This window comes from Bacillus ndiopicus (assembly GCF_000612805.1).
Classification (GTDB): Bacteria; Bacillota; Bacilli; order Bacillales_A; family Planococcaceae; genus Metasolibacillus; species Metasolibacillus ndiopicus.
In genome coordinates, this window is the sequence record NZ_HG964403.1 from 881,591 (window position 1) to 897,160 (window position 15,570).

General features: G+C 36.4%; 17 protein-coding genes. All 17 read left to right on the plus strand.

Annotated features, from left to right (window positions below):
- Positions 1-13 precede the first annotated feature (13 nt).
- The 17 genes from fliQ (at position 14) to tsf (ending at position 15,485) form a co-directional block, all read left to right on the plus strand.
- Complete coding sequence (fliQ, locus tag TY13_RS03985; RefSeq protein ID WP_042471938.1) at positions 14-283, plus strand: flagellar biosynthesis protein FliQ; 270 nt, start codon at positions 14-16, stop codon at positions 281-283.
- Between the two features lie 3 nt (positions 284-286).
- Positions 287-1,063, plus strand: coding sequence for a flagellar biosynthetic protein FliR (fliR, locus tag TY13_RS03990; protein WP_042471939.1), 777 nt, complete (start codon positions 287-289; stop codon positions 1,061-1,063).
- A 1-nt stretch (position 1,064) separates the two neighbouring features.
- A complete protein-coding gene (gene flhB, locus TY13_RS03995) occupies positions 1,065-2,153 on the plus strand; it encodes a flagellar biosynthesis protein FlhB (protein WP_042471941.1) in 1,089 nt (362 codons plus the stop codon).
- Between the two features lie 23 nt (positions 2,154-2,176).
- Positions 2,177-4,210 carry a flagellar biosynthesis protein FlhA gene (gene flhA / locus TY13_RS04000; protein ID WP_042471942.1) on the plus strand — a complete coding sequence of 678 codons (2,034 nt, stop codon included), beginning with the start codon at positions 2,177-2,179 and terminating at the stop codon, positions 4,208-4,210.
- Positions 4,207-5,385 carry a flagellar biosynthesis protein FlhF gene (flhF, locus tag TY13_RS04005; RefSeq protein WP_042471945.1) on the plus strand — a complete coding sequence of 393 codons (1,179 nt, stop codon included), beginning with the start codon at positions 4,207-4,209 and terminating at the stop codon, positions 5,383-5,385. The genes flhA and flhF overlap by 4 nt, the downstream gene beginning before the upstream one ends.
- Complete coding sequence (locus TY13_RS04010) at positions 5,382-6,254, plus strand: MinD/ParA family protein (protein ID WP_042471948.1); 873 nt, start codon at positions 5,382-5,384, stop codon at positions 6,252-6,254. Before flhF ends, TY13_RS04010 begins: the two co-directional genes overlap by 4 nt.
- A 51-nt stretch (positions 6,255-6,305) precedes the next feature.
- A complete protein-coding gene (locus TY13_RS04015) occupies positions 6,306-7,382 on the plus strand; it encodes a protein-glutamate methylesterase/protein-glutamine glutaminase (RefSeq protein ID WP_042472414.1) in 1,077 nt (358 codons plus the stop codon).
- Positions 7,383-7,396: 14 nt separating this feature from the next.
- Positions 7,397-9,448 (plus strand): chemotaxis protein CheA, encoded by a 2,052-nt coding sequence (locus TY13_RS04020; protein ID WP_042471950.1) that lies wholly within the window; start codon positions 7,397-7,399, stop codon positions 9,446-9,448.
- A gap of 24 nt (positions 9,449-9,472) precedes the next feature.
- Complete coding sequence (locus tag TY13_RS04025; protein ID WP_042471951.1) at positions 9,473-9,919, plus strand: chemotaxis protein CheW; 447 nt, start codon at positions 9,473-9,475, stop codon at positions 9,917-9,919.
- A gap of 56 nt (positions 9,920-9,975) precedes the next feature.
- The gene (locus TY13_RS04030; protein WP_042471954.1) at positions 9,976-10,608 is read left to right on the plus strand and encodes a chemotaxis protein CheC; all 633 of its coding nucleotides are present in this window, start codon (positions 9,976-9,978) and stop codon (positions 10,606-10,608) included.
- A complete protein-coding gene (locus tag TY13_RS04035; RefSeq protein ID WP_042471955.1) occupies positions 10,609-11,106 on the plus strand; it encodes a chemotaxis protein CheD in 498 nt (165 codons plus the stop codon).
- Positions 11,106-11,483 (plus strand): hypothetical protein, encoded by a 378-nt coding sequence (locus TY13_RS04040; protein WP_042471958.1) that lies wholly within the window; start codon positions 11,106-11,108, stop codon positions 11,481-11,483. Before TY13_RS04035 ends, TY13_RS04040 begins: the two co-directional genes overlap by 1 nt.
- Before the next feature lie 323 nt (positions 11,484-11,806).
- A complete protein-coding gene (locus TY13_RS04045; protein ID WP_326582874.1) occupies positions 11,807-12,607 on the plus strand; it encodes a FliA/WhiG family RNA polymerase sigma factor in 801 nt (266 codons plus the stop codon).
- A gap of 11 nt (positions 12,608-12,618) precedes the next feature.
- A complete protein-coding gene (locus TY13_RS04050) occupies positions 12,619-12,924 on the plus strand; it encodes a hypothetical protein (RefSeq protein WP_042471963.1) in 306 nt (101 codons plus the stop codon).
- A gap of 8 nt (positions 12,925-12,932) precedes the next feature.
- On the plus strand, positions 12,933-13,472 hold the full coding sequence (locus TY13_RS04055; RefSeq protein ID WP_042471966.1) for a hypothetical protein: 540 nt from the start codon (positions 12,933-12,935) through the stop codon (positions 13,470-13,472).
- A gap of 302 nt (positions 13,473-13,774) precedes the next feature.
- The gene (rpsB, locus tag TY13_RS04060) at positions 13,775-14,503 is read left to right on the plus strand and encodes a 30S ribosomal protein S2 (protein WP_042471967.1); all 729 of its coding nucleotides are present in this window, start codon (positions 13,775-13,777) and stop codon (positions 14,501-14,503) included.
- Between the two features lie 100 nt (positions 14,504-14,603).
- On the plus strand, positions 14,604-15,485 hold the full coding sequence (gene tsf / locus TY13_RS04065) for a translation elongation factor Ts (protein WP_042471970.1): 882 nt from the start codon (positions 14,604-14,606) through the stop codon (positions 15,483-15,485).
- Positions 15,486-15,570 lie beyond the last annotated feature (85 nt).

Here is a 15,570-nt window from a genome sequence, read left to right on the forward strand (position 1 = left end):
GGGATGATACATAATGACACATGAAATGGTCATTTCGATTGCAGAGCGAGCAATTTTTGTTGTCCTTGTGACATCGGGACCGCTACTTCTTATCGCACTAGTGACAGGATTATTAGTTAGTATTTTTCAAGCAACAACGTCCATACAAGAACAGACGTTGGCATTCGTACCAAAAATTGTCGCCGTGTTGGTAGCAATAGTCTTTTTTGGTCCGTTTATGATTTCACAAATGACGAATTATTTTCATGATATTTTAAATAATTTAGTTCGTTACATAGGATAAGAGATGGCAGAATTAGTTCCTAAAATAACAGTTTTGCTACTGATTTTTGTTCGTGTATCTGCCTTTTTTGTATCAGTCCCGTTATTTTCATATCGTACAATACCACCTCAAATGAGAATTGCCCTAGCGTTTGCGATAGCGTTGATTATGTATTATACCTTCCCTAACGAGGCAATTGCATTTGATGGTAATTACATATTACTTGTTTTAAAAGAAGCTATTATTGGCTTAATGCTTGGATTAACAGCTTATATTATTATGTCAGCAGTCCAAATTGCTGGTGGTTTTATTGATTTCCAAATGGGCTTTGCAATGGCCAATATTATTGATCCACAAACAGGTGCTCAAAGTCCATTAATGGGGCAATTTTTTAACTTCTTAGCTCTCTTAACAATGCTTGCTATAAATGGACATCATTTGTTGTTAGATGGTATTTTTTATAGCTATCAATTTATGCCGATGAATCAATTTTTTCCAAACTTCGGCAGTGAGACGACTGTGGATTTTATTTTAAAAATGTTTGTGGCTGTATTTGCTATCGCCTTTCAAATGTCAGCTCCAATAATTGCAACACTATTTTTAGTAACAGTGGCACTTGGTATTACAGGAAAAACTGTTCCTCAACTAAATATTTTCGTCGTTGGTTTTCCAATTAAAATTGCAGTTGGCTTTATCGTACTAGTTGTTACGATGGGTGTCATGGTAGGCGTTATGCAAAGATTGATTGAAATGATGATTGTGCACTTACGAGATTTAATGGTTGTTTTAGGTGGTGGCTAACGTGAAATTGTATATTACGCTTGATCTCCAATTTTTCGCAGGCGAAAAAACGGAGAGAGCGACGCCTAAAAAACGTCAAGATGCGAGAAAAAAGGGACAAGTATTAAAAAGCCAGGACGTAACAGCTGCTGCTTTATTACTTATTATGTTCATTTTTTTATTCGTTTTCGCACCTTCTATGTTTAAAGGTTTAATCGGCTTTTTAAATCAGGCATTTCAACGTAATTTGCTAATCAATACAATGACGGCTGATGTAGCAATGGAGATGTATTTTGAATCTTTAAAAGAAATGGCAAAGCTTGTTTTGCCTATTATGCTAGTTGCAATGGTTGCAGGTATTGGAGCTAACTATTTTCAATTTGGGCTTTTATTTACAACAGAAACATTAAAATTAGATTTAAAAAAGATGGACCCTATAAAAGGGGTAAAGAAAATAATTTCAGTAAGGGCGATTATCAATTTAATTAAATCGTTATTAAAAGTTTCATTTCTTGGGGCTGTAACGACTGTTGTTATTTGGATGAATTTAGATAAAGTACTATCTCTCGCTTTTAAAAGCCCTTGGGAAACTTTAGGAACAGTCGCTTATTTAACAGGCATTATGGGGCTTGCCGCTGCCTTGGTGCTAGTATTTATTGCACTGCTTGATTATTTATATGAAAAATTTGAATATGAAAAGCAATTAAAAATGTCGAAGCAAGATATTAAAGATGAATATAAAAATAGCGAGGGTGACCCTTTAATTAAATCAAAAATTAAGCAACGCCAACGTGAAATGGCAATGCGACGTATGATGCAAGAAATACCGTCAGCTGACGTTGTTATTACAAACCCGACGCACTATGCAATTGCTTTAAAATATGATGAGGATAGTATGGATGCGCCGCGGGTAATCGCAAAAGGAACGGATTTTGTTGCTCAAAAAATGAAAATCATTGCGAAAGAACATGATGTAATAATGGTAGAAAATCGACCATTAGCACGTGCGATGTATGACCAAGTAGAAATTGGTGATGCCGTACCGGAAGAGTTTTTTAAAGCAGTAGCAGAAATTTTAGCGTATGTGTACCGTATTAAACGCAAAATTTAAGTACCGATGCAGGAGGGAAAGTAATGAAAATTCGCGATATAGGGGTTTTAGCTGCGGTTATTTTAGTAGTAGCGATGCTCATTATCCCTCTACCTACGTGGTTGTTAAGCTTTCTAATTATTATTAATATTACGCTGGCTCTACTTGTGCTGTTAACAGCTATGAATATGAAGGAAGCTTTGGATTTCTCCATTTTTCCATCCGTTATTTTATTACTGACATTATTCCGTTTAGGATTGAGTGTTTCTACGACACGAGCGATTTTAGCGAACGGTGATGCTGGTGATGTTGTTGAGACTTTTGGTAATTTCGTAACAGGTGGTAATGTTTTAGTTGGTTTAGTTATCTTCATGTTGTTAGTTGTTATTCAATTTATCGTTATTACAAAAGGGGCAGAGCGTGTAGCTGAGGTAGCAGCACGTTTCACATTAGACGCGATGCCTGGTAAGCAGATGAGTATCGATGCAGATTTAAATGCCGGTATTATTTCTGAAAAGGAAGCGCGTGAACGACGTGATAAAGTTGCAGGAGAATCGGACTTTTACGGAGCGATGGACGGTGCCACGAAATTCGTAAAAGGGGATGCAATTGCCTCCATTATCATGGTATTTATTAACCTATTGTTTGGTATGATTATAGGGATTCTTAACTTAGGTTTAAGCTTTGGTGAAGCTGCAAATAGATTCTCGATATTAACTGTTGGTGATGGTCTTGTATCACAAATTCCAGCACTGTTAATTTCGACTGCAACAGGTATTGTTGTAACACGTGCAGCATCAGATGGTAACTTAGGTGAGGATATTACAAAGCAGCTATTCGCACAGTCTAAATTACTTTATGTAGCAGGTGCTACAATCTTCTTACTTGGCTTATTCACGCCAATTCCATTCTGGATTACGATTCCGATTTCTGGTGCTTTAGCGATTGGCGCTTGGTTAATGGATCATAAAAAAGAAGAAAGCCCTGAAGAGTTGCTTGAACTAGAGGAAGAAGTGGCAACTGATACGATGAAAAGCCCTGAAAATGTTGTCAGTTTATTAAGTGTTGATCCAATCGAGTTTGAGTTTGGATATGGTTTAATACCACTTGTTGATGCTGCACAAGGGGGAGATTTATTAGACCGCGTTGTAATGATTCGCCGCCAATTAGCATTAGAATTAGGTATTGTTATCCCTGTTGTGCGAATTCGTGATAATATACAATTACAACCAAATGAATATCGCATTAAAATTAAAGGCAATGAAATGGCTCGTGGCGAGCTTTTATTAGATCATTATTTAGCGATGAGTCCTGGCGATGATGACAGTATTGATGGTATTGATACAATTGAGCCATCCTTTGGTTTACCTGCAAAATGGATTACAGAGCAGGTGAAGGAAGAGGCAGAAATGCTTGGTTATACAGTTGTTGACCCACCAAGTGTTGTTTCAACGCACTTAACAGAAATGATTCGAGGAAATGCCTTCGAGTTGCTTGGACGTCAGGAAACGAAGCAATTAATTGATCATTTACGTGAAACACATGCTATTTTAGTAGATGAGCTGACACCTACTCCATTATCAATTGGAGAGATTCAAAAGGTGCTTAGTAAATTGTTACGCGAAAATGTGTCAATTCGAAATTTACCAATTATTTTTGAAACATTAGCGGATTATTCAAAGCTTACAAGTGATACGGATGTTTTAACTGAATATGTAAGGCAAGCACTTGCAAGGCAAATTACGACGCAATACGTCAATGGTCAACCAGCACTTAAAGTAATTACTGTTTCAGCGAAAGTTGAAAAGTTAATTGCAGACAGTATTCAACAAACCGACCATGGCAATTATTTAGCTATGGATCCACATGATTCTCAGCTGGTGCTTGAAACGATTGCTAAGGAAGTAGAGCGAGTATCTTATATGGAACAATCCCCGTTAATTTTATGCTCACCAGGAGTGCGCATGTATTTACGTCAATTAACGGAACGCTATTTCCCACAAATACCTATTTTAAGCTACAATGAGCTTGATGCAGCTGTGGAAATTCAAAGTGTTGGAGTGGTGAGTGTTGAATGAAGATGAAAAAATATAATGCGCCATCGATAGCAGAAGCAATGAAGCTAATTCGTGCTGAATTAGGTGATGATGCAGTAATTTTAAATTCAAAAGTCGTAGTGAATAAAAAGTTTTTCGGCTTAGTAAAAAAGAAGAGCTTTGAAGTTGTAGCAGGTATTGATAAGGTGGATGCAAGACCCGCTTTTCCACCTTTACAAGACTTGCAATCATTGAAGCCTATAATGCAAGCTGCAGCACCAACTGTAGTGAAAGAAGTAGAGCAAACAACTTCAAAAAAAGCGTCTATAGAAGAAGAGTCTGCAATGACAAGCGAATTAAAAAAAGAAATTGCAGATTTAAAATCAATTATGCAATCTTTACATCGACAATCCATTCAGTCAAAATACCCTGATGAACTCTTGCGCTTAATCGATTATTTGAAACAGCAGGAGCTGAATGAAGAGCTCATCACACAAATTAGTGATGAGCTTTTTGTTCATATAGAAAACATTGACACAATTGATTTTAATGATTTACAAGTGGCAACAGAGCGTATTTTGGAAAAGCAGTTAAGAGGAGTTGCAATAGGTGGCGTGTCGGATGACCGAAAATATATTAATGTACTTGGTCCTACTGGTGTAGGTAAAACGACAACGATTGCTAAAATGGCAGCAAGAGCCGTGTTAGAAAAGAAAAAGAAGGTCGGTTTTATTACGACTGATACATATCGTATCGCAGCAATTGAACAGTTAAAAACTTATGCTGGCTTATTGCAAGTGCCAATTGAAATTGTTTACAGCTCTGAAGATTATAAAGCCGCAATTGAGAAGTTTGCGCATTTAGATTTAGTGTTCATTGATACAGCAGGACGAAACTATAAAGAGGCCAGATATATTGAAGACTTACAACGCCTCATTGATTTCGGTGATGAAGTGCAAACATTTTTAGTGTTGTCATTAACATCGAAAGAACATGATTTAGATACAATAATTAAGCAGTTTAACCAAATTCATGTCGAAAAATTCATTTTTACGAAGCTAGATGAAACAAATTCTATTGGCACAATGTTCAATTTAATGATTAAATATAAGAAAGGACTTGCTTACTATACAAATGGGCAAGAAGTACCAGAGGATATAGAAGAACCAAGTCTAGAAAAATTATTTAAGTTGTTCTTTCAAGGAGAATTTAAATGAGAGATCAAGCTGAAATTTTACGAATGAAAATGTTGGAAAGCCAAGGTGCCTTAGGAAAATCACTAGCGATAGTAAGCGGTAAAGGCGGTGTTGGAAAAAGTAATTTTACAACGAATTTTGCCGCGCTATTAGCGACAGAAGGGAAAAATGTCGTCATTTTAGATATGGATATTGGTATGGGAAACATTCATATTCTTTTTGGTAAAACGACAGAATATAGTTTACAAGATTACTTGCAAGGTAATGTGACACTTGAGCAAGTGATGTTTGAAGGACCAAATGGTGTTCGTTATATTTCTGGTGGCTCAGGTATGTCTGCATTGGTTGAATGGTCTGATTCTATGTTTGAGGCACTTATTTCTGCCTTTAGACAGCTTCAACAATCATTTGATTATATATTATTCGATATGGGTGCTGGTGCAACGAATTGGTCACTTGATTTATTAACATCAATAGATGAAATTATCGTTATTTCTACAGCAGAGCCAACAGCTATTATGGACGCCTATTCGATGATGAAGTTTATTCATCTAAAGGACAGCGAAAAAACATTTTATTTATTATGTAATCGCGTAATGTCAAAAGAAGAAGGGCAAGAGACGTTAGGACGTCTAAATGGAGCCATGCAAAAATTTATGTCCAAAGAAATAATACCGCTTGGTTCATTGCCAGAAGACCCTGTAGTAAGGAAGGCCGTAAGGGAGCAAGTACCATTTACTATTTTGTATCCAAATGCGCCAATTTCTAAAACGATGCAACAAATTGTACAACGTTTTTTACAAGAAACAACCGATGAAATACATGCACCGAAACATTCGAATAATTTTTTAACTAAACTAAGAAGTATTTTTTCGAAAGGGCGTGATTAGTTGAGATTCTCAAGTAAGAAAAAGTTGCTTATCGTAGATGACTCAGCTTTTATGAGAAAGTTAGTTGGCGACTTTTTTGATGGTAACTTAAATATTGAAGTGGTGGGAACAGCACGCAATGGAAAAGATGCGATTGAAAAAATACAACAACTACAACCAAATGTTGTCACGATGGATGTAGAGATGCCCGAAATGAATGGGCTAGATGCATTAAAAGAAATTATGAGTACATGTCCTGTTCCAGTAGTTATGCTATCAAGCACAACGAAACAAGGTACGGAAAATACACTAACAGCGATGGAGTATGGTGCTGTAGATTTTGTTGCAAAAACTAGTGGTACTATTTCTCTTGATTTACATAAAATTAAAGAGGAGTTAGTTCAGAAAGTAGAGGCGGCTGCAAATATCTCTATTGCAAAACTAAAAAGACCGTTAGAAATGACGCGAAAAATAGAACCACTCAAAGTGGAAAGGTCTTTTAATAATCCACAAATAAAAAAGCAGCAACCAGTAGCACAGATTACCCCAAATAAAAAAGAGTGGAGCAAAGCGTCTAAAAAAGTTATTTTAATTGGTACTTCCACAGGAGGACCCCGTGCATTGCAAGAAGTGATTACGAAAATTCCTGCTAACGTTAATGCGCCAATTTTAGTTGTGCAACATATGCCAGCAGGTTTTACTAAATCTTTAGCAAATCGCTTAGATCAATTAAGTAATATTCATGTAAAAGAAGCAGAGCAAGGCGATGTTTTAAAAGATGGTGTTGCATATATCGCGCCTGGAGGCTACCATTTAAAGCTTCGAAAAATAGGAACATCTTATGGTATCGTTCTAGATCAAACGGAGCCACCAAGGTCTGGGCATCGTCCATCAGTAGATGTGATGTTTGAAGATGTTAGTAACTGTAATGATATGGATAAAATTGCAGTCATTATGACAGGTATGGGGCAAGACGGTGCGAATGGTTTAAAAGCATTGAAGAGATCAGGTAATGTAAGAGCGATTGCTGAATCGGCAGATACGTGTATCGTATATGGTATGCCAAAAGCAGCAGTAGAAACGCAGCTTGTTGATGATGTGGTAGACGTAGATCATATCGCACAAACAATTATGAAATATATGTATTAAAGGGGTGCCTTCATATGGAAGTGAATCAATATTTAGAAATGTTCATCGAAGAAAGTAAAGAACATTTGCAGGCGTGCAGTGAGCATTTATTAGAACTAGAAAAAAATCCAGAAGATTTATCGATTGTTAATGAGATTTTTCGTTCTGCACATACGTTGAAAGGCATGTCTGCGACGATGGGCTTCGAGGATTTAGCGGATTTAACACATAAAATGGAAAATGTTTTAGATGCGATTCGCAATGAAAAAATTCAAGTAACGCCAGAGATTTTAGATGTAGTTTTTGAATCTGTTGACCATCTTGAGGAAATGGTGATGGATATTGCGGAGGGCGGAGACGGTAAACGTGACGTACAAGCTACAGTTGAGCAATTAAAACGCATTGAAGCAGGAGAAGAAGTAGTAAAAGTAATGGAAGCAGCTAAAGAAATAGCTGCGACAACTGTTCAACAGGAATCACAATTAATATATGATGATTTTGAAAAAACTGTATTAGCACAATCAGTAGAGCAAGGTCATTTTGCATACGAGATTTCTGTAACATTACGTGAAGATTGCTTATTAAAAGCAGCACGTGTTTTCATGGTTTTTGAGATTTTGGAGAAAAACGGAGATGTTATTAAATCCGTTCCAGCTGTTGACCGTTTAGAGGAAGAGCAATTTGATCAAACATTCCACATTGCGTTTATTTCAAAGGAACAAGCTGATGATTTACAAAAGAAATTAATGAAAGTGTCTGAAGTTGAGGAAGTCCTAGTAATACCTTTAGAAAACAATGTTTTAAAGTTAGATAAAAAGGTAGAAACAGTTGAGGAAGTACCACAGCAGCCACAACAAGAAGTAGTAAAAGCGGTTGTAGAGCCAGTAGCAACAAATAATAAAGCACAATCACCTAATAATAAATCAGGTCATGTTTCTAACAAAATGATTCGCGTTAATATCGAGCGTCTCGATATTTTAATGAATCTGTTTGAGGAGCTTGTAATCGATCGAGGACGTTTGCAATCTATTTCGGCTGAAGTTAATCATCAAGAGTTAAATGAAACAGTAGAGCGTATGAGCCGTGTTATGGGCGATTTACAAAACATTGTATTAACAATGCGTATGGTACAGGTTGAAACTGTATTTAACCGTTTCCCGAAAATGGTACGCCAATTGTCGCGTGATTTAAATAAAAAAATTAATTTAGAAATTATCGGTGCAGAAACGGAATTAGACCGCACAGTTATTGATGAAATTGGCGATCCACTTGTACACTTAATTCGCAACTCTCTTGACCATGGTATCGAAAGTCCAGAGGTTCGCTTGGCAAAAGGAAAGCCAGAGGAAGGTACTGTACAGTTACGTGCTTTCCATAGTGGAAACTATGTATTTATTGAAATTGAAGATGATGGTGCAGGTATTAATCGTGAGAAGGTTTTAGCAAAAGCTATTTCTAAAGGTGTTGTTACAACAGAAACAGCTAAAACATTATCTGATAAACAAATAAATGAGCTTATATTAGCTTCTGGTTTCTCAACAGCAGATGTTATTTCTGACATTTCAGGTCGTGGTGTGGGACTTGATGTTGTAAAAACAACGATTGAGTCATTAGGTGGTAATATTTCGATTGATTCTACTGAAGGCGTTGGTTCAACATTCTCAATTCAATTACCTTTAACATTATCGATTATTTCTGTAATGCTTGTAGAAATCGAAAAAGAAATTTATGCAATTCCTTTATCATCAATTATTGAAACTTCGATTATTCGCCATTCAGAAATATTAAATGCTCATAATCAAAAAGTAATTGATTTCCGTGGCAAAGTAGTACCGCTTGTGTTCTTAGATGAGATTTTTGAAGTACCTCGTTCGGAATCACAGGATGACGAATTCTACTCAGTAGTAATCGTACGTAAAGGTGAAAAACTTGCTGGTTTAGTTGTTGATTCCTTTATCGGACAACAAGAAATTGTTTTAAAATCTTTAGGGAATTACTTAACGAATATTTTTGCAATTTCAGGTGCAACAATTTTAGGAAACGGAAAAGTAGCATTAATTGTTGATTGTAATGCGCTAATGAAGTGATAAGGATAAGAAGAGGTGTAAACTATGACAAGTGCTGTTGAACAAGAATATATTAAAGTAATTGTTTTTCAATTAGCAGATAAAGAGTATGCAATTCCTGTATCACATGTTCAAGGAATTGAGAAATTAATGCATATTACGCGTGTACCTAAAACGCCACCTTTTGTAAAAGGAGTTATTAACTTGCGCGGAGTGGTAACACCAATTATTGATTTGCGCGAACGCTTTAATTTACCGATTGTAGGTGAGGAAGATGCGGCACGTATCATTATAATTACGTTAGAAGATATGGAAGTAGGCTTTGTTGTTGATTCAGCAAATGACGTATTAGATATTGCAGCAGATTCTATTGAACAGCAACCTGAAGTTGTCGGTTCCTTAGAAGAGGAATTTATTTCAGGTGTTGCAAAGCTGGACAATCGTTTATTAATTTTATTACATTTAGACAAAGTATTAAATCCATTAAGCTAAAATGATGCTTCTAAATAGCCACGGCTGTTTAGAAGCTATTAAAGTAGGGATATGAGATGAATTTTAATCAGAAAATTACTTCGCTACATTTAGATGTATTAAAGGAAATCGGTAATATTGGTGCTGCGCATGCAGCAACCGCTCTATCAGATTTATTAAGTAAAAAAATTGATATGCAAGTACCTAAAGTTGAAATGGTAACCTTTGACCATATGATGGAGCTAGCAGGAGGCTCAGAAACGGTTGTAGTTGGTGTTTTTTTAAGAATAGAAGGGGATATTGAGGGAAGCATGTTTTTCATCTTACCGATTGAACAGGCAAACCGCTTTATTCGTCGTTTAATTCATGATGATGCATTTGATTTTTATAAGGCACCGGTATCAGAGCTAGCGTTGTCGGCGATGCAGGAAATGGGAAATATTTTATCAGGCTCTTATTTATCTGCATTATCAGATTTTACGAAACTAAAAATATATCCGACTGTACCGGGGTTAAGTGTTGACATGTTTGGTGCTATCATTAGTACAGGATTAATTGAATTATCTCAAGTAAGCGATCATGTTATCGTTATTAACACATCCATTTTTGAAGAAGATATTGCTGTTTCCGAAGCTGTACATGGACATTTCTTTTTGTTACCAGACCCAGATTCGTTTGCAACAATTTTCAAAGTGCTAGGTGTATCATAGATGATTGTATCTAACACAATTGTTAAAGTTGGTATTGCACAAATGGATGTAGTAAAAGCTCCTAACACAATTCGCACATCAGGCTTAGGATCCTGTGTTGGTGTTGTAATTTATGACGAAACAAAACAAATCGCCGGTTTAATTCATGTAATGCTTCCTGATTCGAGTTTAGGTAAAGTAGATGCAACAAATGTAGCAAAATTTGCTGATACGGGTATTAAAGCGTTATTAGATTTATTAAAAGCTGAAGGTGTCCAAACATTTAAGCTAAAAGCTAAAATTGCAGGCGGTGCACAAATGTTCCAATTCACGTCTGATAAAAGCTCGATGCGCATTGGACCACGTAATGTAGAAGCTGTAAAAAATGAGCTAAACAAATATAAAATACCTCTTATTTCAGAGGACACAGGCGGAAACAGTGGTCGAACTATTGAATTTAATCCTGCTACTAGTAAGCTAAATATTCGTACAGTGAACCGAGGGGTGAGTGAAATATAATGCTTGGTTCAATTTTAATTAATTGTTGGATTGCATTAATTAGTTTTACAGCTTATTTCATATATGCGATTCGAAATCCATTTGCAATGCCTATCTCAACGATTTTAATGTCGCTAGGTATTGCAGCGATTGCTTTTATAGTCGCATTTCCATTACGCTATGTTTTGGGCTATATTTTTTATACACCAGAAGAAATTGTATTTAGTGATGACAATGTCGAGGTTGGCGAAACCCCCTCTCCAGCGCAGCAACCATTTGTTCAACAAAACACTACATCAACAGTTGAATTTGCTGATGAAAGTGCAGAGGATGTTGCGCAAGTTGTGCGTACGATGATGCATAGAGATGATGAATTGGTAAGTAACCATTCTTCTTAAAACTAAATCATAATATGTTTTGTAAGATACAGGGCTGTTTAGAAAGATTGGAGACTTTCTGAACGGTTCTTTTTTATAGGAAAGTATCCAACGTACATATGAAAAATATGCATAAATTTGTTATAATAATTTTAATAATGCTTTACCTTGATTCAGTAAGGATTCTCCTCTCACTGAATCAAGGTAAAGCCTCCAGCAGATGTCACAGATTTTGAAGAGGAGGCCTGCGTGATGTAGGTCTGTTAGCTGTTGCCATGGGGGGACAATTTTAGGTTAACTTTCTCCCAATCTCTCAAAAAATCTGGACTGGAGTTTGTCGAGGCATGATTGATTTTAAAGAGAGGTGGATACGTGTGACACAACCGATGATAAATGATGAGCAAAATCTTTGGCATAGCTGGACGATGGAGCGGGATGTAGATGCAGGCAATCAGTTAATAAAAAAATATAAGCCGCTTGTGTCTTATCATGTGCAGCGTATCGGAGCTGGATTGCCAAAAAATGTTTCTAGAGATGATTTATATAGTTTAGGAATGATGGGGCTATTTGATGCTTTAAACAAATTTGATATAAAAAGAGATTTAAAATTTGACACATATGCATCATTTCGTGTCAGAGGAGCAATTATAGACGGCTTACGTAAGGAAGACTGGCTGCCACGTTCAGCACGAGAAAAGGCTAAAAAGCTGGAAGCACAAATTGAGGAGCTTGAGCAAAAGTTAATGCGCCATGCTACTCCTGAAGAATTGGCGAAGCACATGCAATTACCAGTTGAAGAAATCTACCAAACTGTTCAAGAACATTTCTTCTCAAATATTTTGTCGATTAACGAACAGCAGGATCAAGAAGAATTAGAGGGAAAAACATTTGTTATACGTGATGACGCTACGCGTACACCAGAACAAGAGGTCGTGCATAGTGAGCTACTAGCCGATTTAGGGCGCAATATTGAAAAGCTTAATGAAAAAGAGCAACTTGTTTTAAGCTTGTTTTATACGGAAGAAATGACGCTCACAGAAATTGGCGAAATGCTTGAATTATCGACTTCTCGAATATCACAAATTCATTCAAAAGCGCTATTTAAGCTACGCAAGTTTTTATCATCAGAAGTAATTAATTCGTAGGAGTGATAAGCATGAGTTTAAAAGGTGTGGAACTACAAATCGCAATTCCTAAAACTTTTGATGCAGGTAAAATAGCTGACCAGCAGCATCAAAATAATATACTTCAACAAATGCACGCGAATGAAGCGCTAAAAAAAGAACTAGAGCGGAAGCAAAAGGCTGTTAATGATACTGAAAACTTAAATGCGATTTCAGATGAAGAGGGCCACAATGAGGCAAATGCCGAACAGCAGAACAAAAAGAAACAGCAAACAAATGAGGAAAAAGTGAAAGCACATCACCCGTTTAAAGGAAACTTTATTGACTACAGCGGATAGGAGAAAGCATGAACTCAGTTATTAGCATTTTATTAATAGGGCTTATTATTTCACAGCTCATTATTTATTATTTAATTATATTATTAAACAATAAAGTGTCAAAGTTTAAAGATTTAGAAGTTAGACAAGATCAATTAATGCAGGAAATGGACAACGCAATTGGTGTATATTTAATTGAAATGCGCGAGGAAAATGACCGTTTACTACGTGAATTAACAGTAAAAAGTACTACATCTGTTGCCAATCAACAAAGGATAGTTGAGCAAGAAGTTGCAACAACTTTAGAAATAAAGAATGAGCAGCTATCTGAAACTATCTTGAAGGAGCCAATGCAAATTGAAAAGAAAGCTTTTGTTCCAAAAAATGTTGCAGCAAGTGTTTATAAGCAGCATAAGATAAAGGAGCCTTCAGCACCAAAACAAGAACCGATAACACTTGAGCAACAAATTATTACCATGCATAAAAATGGGCAATCTATCGAAGAAATCGCCAAACAAACACAAAAGGGCAAAACCGAAATCGAACTTCTTATTAAATTCCATTCCTAGGAAGGCGGAAAAAAAGCAGGCTAGTGTACCGCTTTTTTCCGCTTTTTGAAAAGCTAACTTTCTAGAAAAATACATACTTTCATTCAAGAATTAACAACGGATTTAAAGTTTCTTCATCAAGTCAATCATTATTAATTGCACACCAAATACTTGCAAGACAAATAAAAATATGCTATATTATGAAACGGTGTTAACAATACACACGCGTTTTGATGTAGTAAGTGGTGCTCTATTTTATAGGGTTGCTTGTTGCAAATGATAAATGCGGAGGAAAAAAACCAAACAATTAGGAGGAACTAAACATGTCAGTAATTTCAATGAAACAATTACTTGAAGCTGGTGTACATTTCGGTCACCAAACACGCCGTTGGAACCCAAAAATGAAGAAATATATCTTCGTTGAGCGTAACGGTATCTACATTATCGATTTACAAAAAACAGTTAAAAAATTAGAAGAGGCTTATGACTTCATGCGTCAAGTTGGCGAAGAAGGCGGTAAAGTGCTTTTCGTTGGTACTAAAAAACAAGCTCAAGAAGCTATCAAAGATGAAGCTGAGCGTTCAGGTAACTACTATATCAACCAACGTTGGTTAGGTGGTACTTTAACAAACTTCGGTACAATTCAAAAACGTGTTGCACGTATGAAAGAAATCGAAAAAATGGAAGAAGAAGGTATCTTCGAAGTTCTTCCTAAAAAAGAAGTTATTCAAATTAAAAAAGAGCATGAGCGTTTAGTGAAATTCTTAGGCGGTATCCGTGATATGACAGCTATTCCAGACGTAATGTTTGTAGTAGACCCACGTAAAGAGCGTATTGCAGTTGCGGAAGCTCGCAAATTAAACATTCCTTTAGTAGGTATTGTTGATACAAACTGTGATCCAGATGAAATCGACTACGTAATCCCTGCTAACGATGATGCTATTCGCGCTGTTAAATTATTAACTGCAAAAATGGCTGATGCACTAATCGAGTCTAAACAAGGTGAATCAGAAGCTCCAGCTGTTGAAGAAGAAGCAGTAGCTGCTGAGTAATTCCCTACTACACAATGGTGATAAGTGGCTGATCCCTCTTATCACCTTTTTTTGAGAATACAACATTATTTTATATATAATTCAAGGAGGCACATTTAAAATGGCAATTACTGCACAATTAGTTAAAGAATTACGTGAAAAAACTGGCGCAGGTATGATGGACTGTAAAAAAGCGTTAGTAGAAACAGATGGTAACTTAGAAGCAGCAATCGATTTCTTACGTGAAAAAGGTTTAGCTGCTGCTGGTAAAAAAGCGGACCGTATCGCTGCTGAAGGTACTACTTACATTTTAGAACAAGGTAACGAGGCAATTCTTTTAGAAGTAAATGCTGAAACTGACTTTGTTGCGAAAAACGAAAAATTCCAAGTATTAGTTGCTAGCTTAGCTGAGCAATTATTAGCTGCTAAACCAGCATCAGTAGAAGCTGCTTTAGAAATCGAAAAAGATGGCGTGAAAATCGTTGATCAAATTTCACAAGCTACTGCTACAATTGGAGAAAAAATCTCTTTACGCCGCTTTGAAATAAAATCTAAAACTGATGCTGATGCATTTGGTGCATACTTACACATGGGCGGTCGCATCGGTGTATTAGTAACTTTAGAAGGTTCTACAGATGCAGCTGCTGCTAAAGATATCGCAATGCATATCGCTGCTATTAACCCAACTTACGTATCTCGTGACGAAGTATCTGCTGAAGAAGTAGAGCGTGAGCGTAAAGTGTTAACTGAGCAAGCTTTAAATGAAGGTAAGCCAGAAAATATCGTAGCTAAAATGGTAGAAGGTCGTCTTGGTAAATACTTCGAAGACGTTTGCTTACTTGACCAATCTTTCGTTAAAAACTCAGATCAAAAAGTTCGTGATTTCGTAAAATCAACTGGTGGTAATGTAACTGCATTTACTCGTTACGCTGTAGGTGAAGGTATCGAAAAACGCGAAGATAACTTTGCTGAAGAAGTAATGAACCAAGTTAAAGGTAACTAATCTTATATCTCAAATTGAGAACTACATTTAGGGAGCACAGCACTTGCGTGTTCCCTATTTTTCAAGCAAATTAACTATAATTTAA

Coding starts and splice junctions, on each gene's coding strand:
- TY13_RS04025 (WP_042471951.1), top strand. CDS start 9,473: ATGACAAGTGCTGTTGAACAAGAATATATTAAAGTAATTGTTTTTCAA.
- fliR (WP_042471939.1), top strand. CDS start 287: ATGGCAGAATTAGTTCCTAAAATAACAGTTTTGCTACTGATTTTTGTT.
- TY13_RS04020 (WP_042471950.1), top strand. CDS start 7,397: ATGGAAGTGAATCAATATTTAGAAATGTTCATCGAAGAAAGTAAAGAA.
- TY13_RS04030 (WP_042471954.1), top strand. CDS start 9,976: ATGAATTTTAATCAGAAAATTACTTCGCTACATTTAGATGTATTAAAG.
- tsf (WP_042471970.1), top strand. CDS start 14,604: ATGGCAATTACTGCACAATTAGTTAAAGAATTACGTGAAAAAACTGGC.
- flhF (WP_042471945.1), top strand. CDS start 4,207: ATGAAGATGAAAAAATATAATGCGCCATCGATAGCAGAAGCAATGAAG.
- TY13_RS04035 (WP_042471955.1), top strand. CDS start 10,609: ATGATTGTATCTAACACAATTGTTAAAGTTGGTATTGCACAAATGGAT.
- TY13_RS04010 (WP_042471948.1), top strand. CDS start 5,382: ATGAGAGATCAAGCTGAAATTTTACGAATGAAAATGTTGGAAAGCCAA.
- rpsB (WP_042471967.1), top strand. CDS start 13,775: ATGTCAGTAATTTCAATGAAACAATTACTTGAAGCTGGTGTACATTTC.
- TY13_RS04050 (WP_042471963.1), top strand. CDS start 12,619: ATGAGTTTAAAAGGTGTGGAACTACAAATCGCAATTCCTAAAACTTTT.
- fliQ (WP_042471938.1), top strand. CDS start 14: ATGACACATGAAATGGTCATTTCGATTGCAGAGCGAGCAATTTTTGTT.
- flhA (WP_042471942.1), top strand. CDS start 2,177: ATGAAAATTCGCGATATAGGGGTTTTAGCTGCGGTTATTTTAGTAGTA.
- TY13_RS04015 (WP_042472414.1), top strand. CDS start 6,306: ATGAGAAAGTTAGTTGGCGACTTTTTTGATGGTAACTTAAATATTGAA.
- TY13_RS04040 (WP_042471958.1), top strand. CDS start 11,106: ATGCTTGGTTCAATTTTAATTAATTGTTGGATTGCATTAATTAGTTTT.
- TY13_RS04055 (WP_042471966.1), top strand. CDS start 12,933: ATGAACTCAGTTATTAGCATTTTATTAATAGGGCTTATTATTTCACAG.
- TY13_RS04045 (WP_326582874.1), top strand. CDS start 11,807: ATGATTGATTTTAAAGAGAGGTGGATACGTGTGACACAACCGATGATA.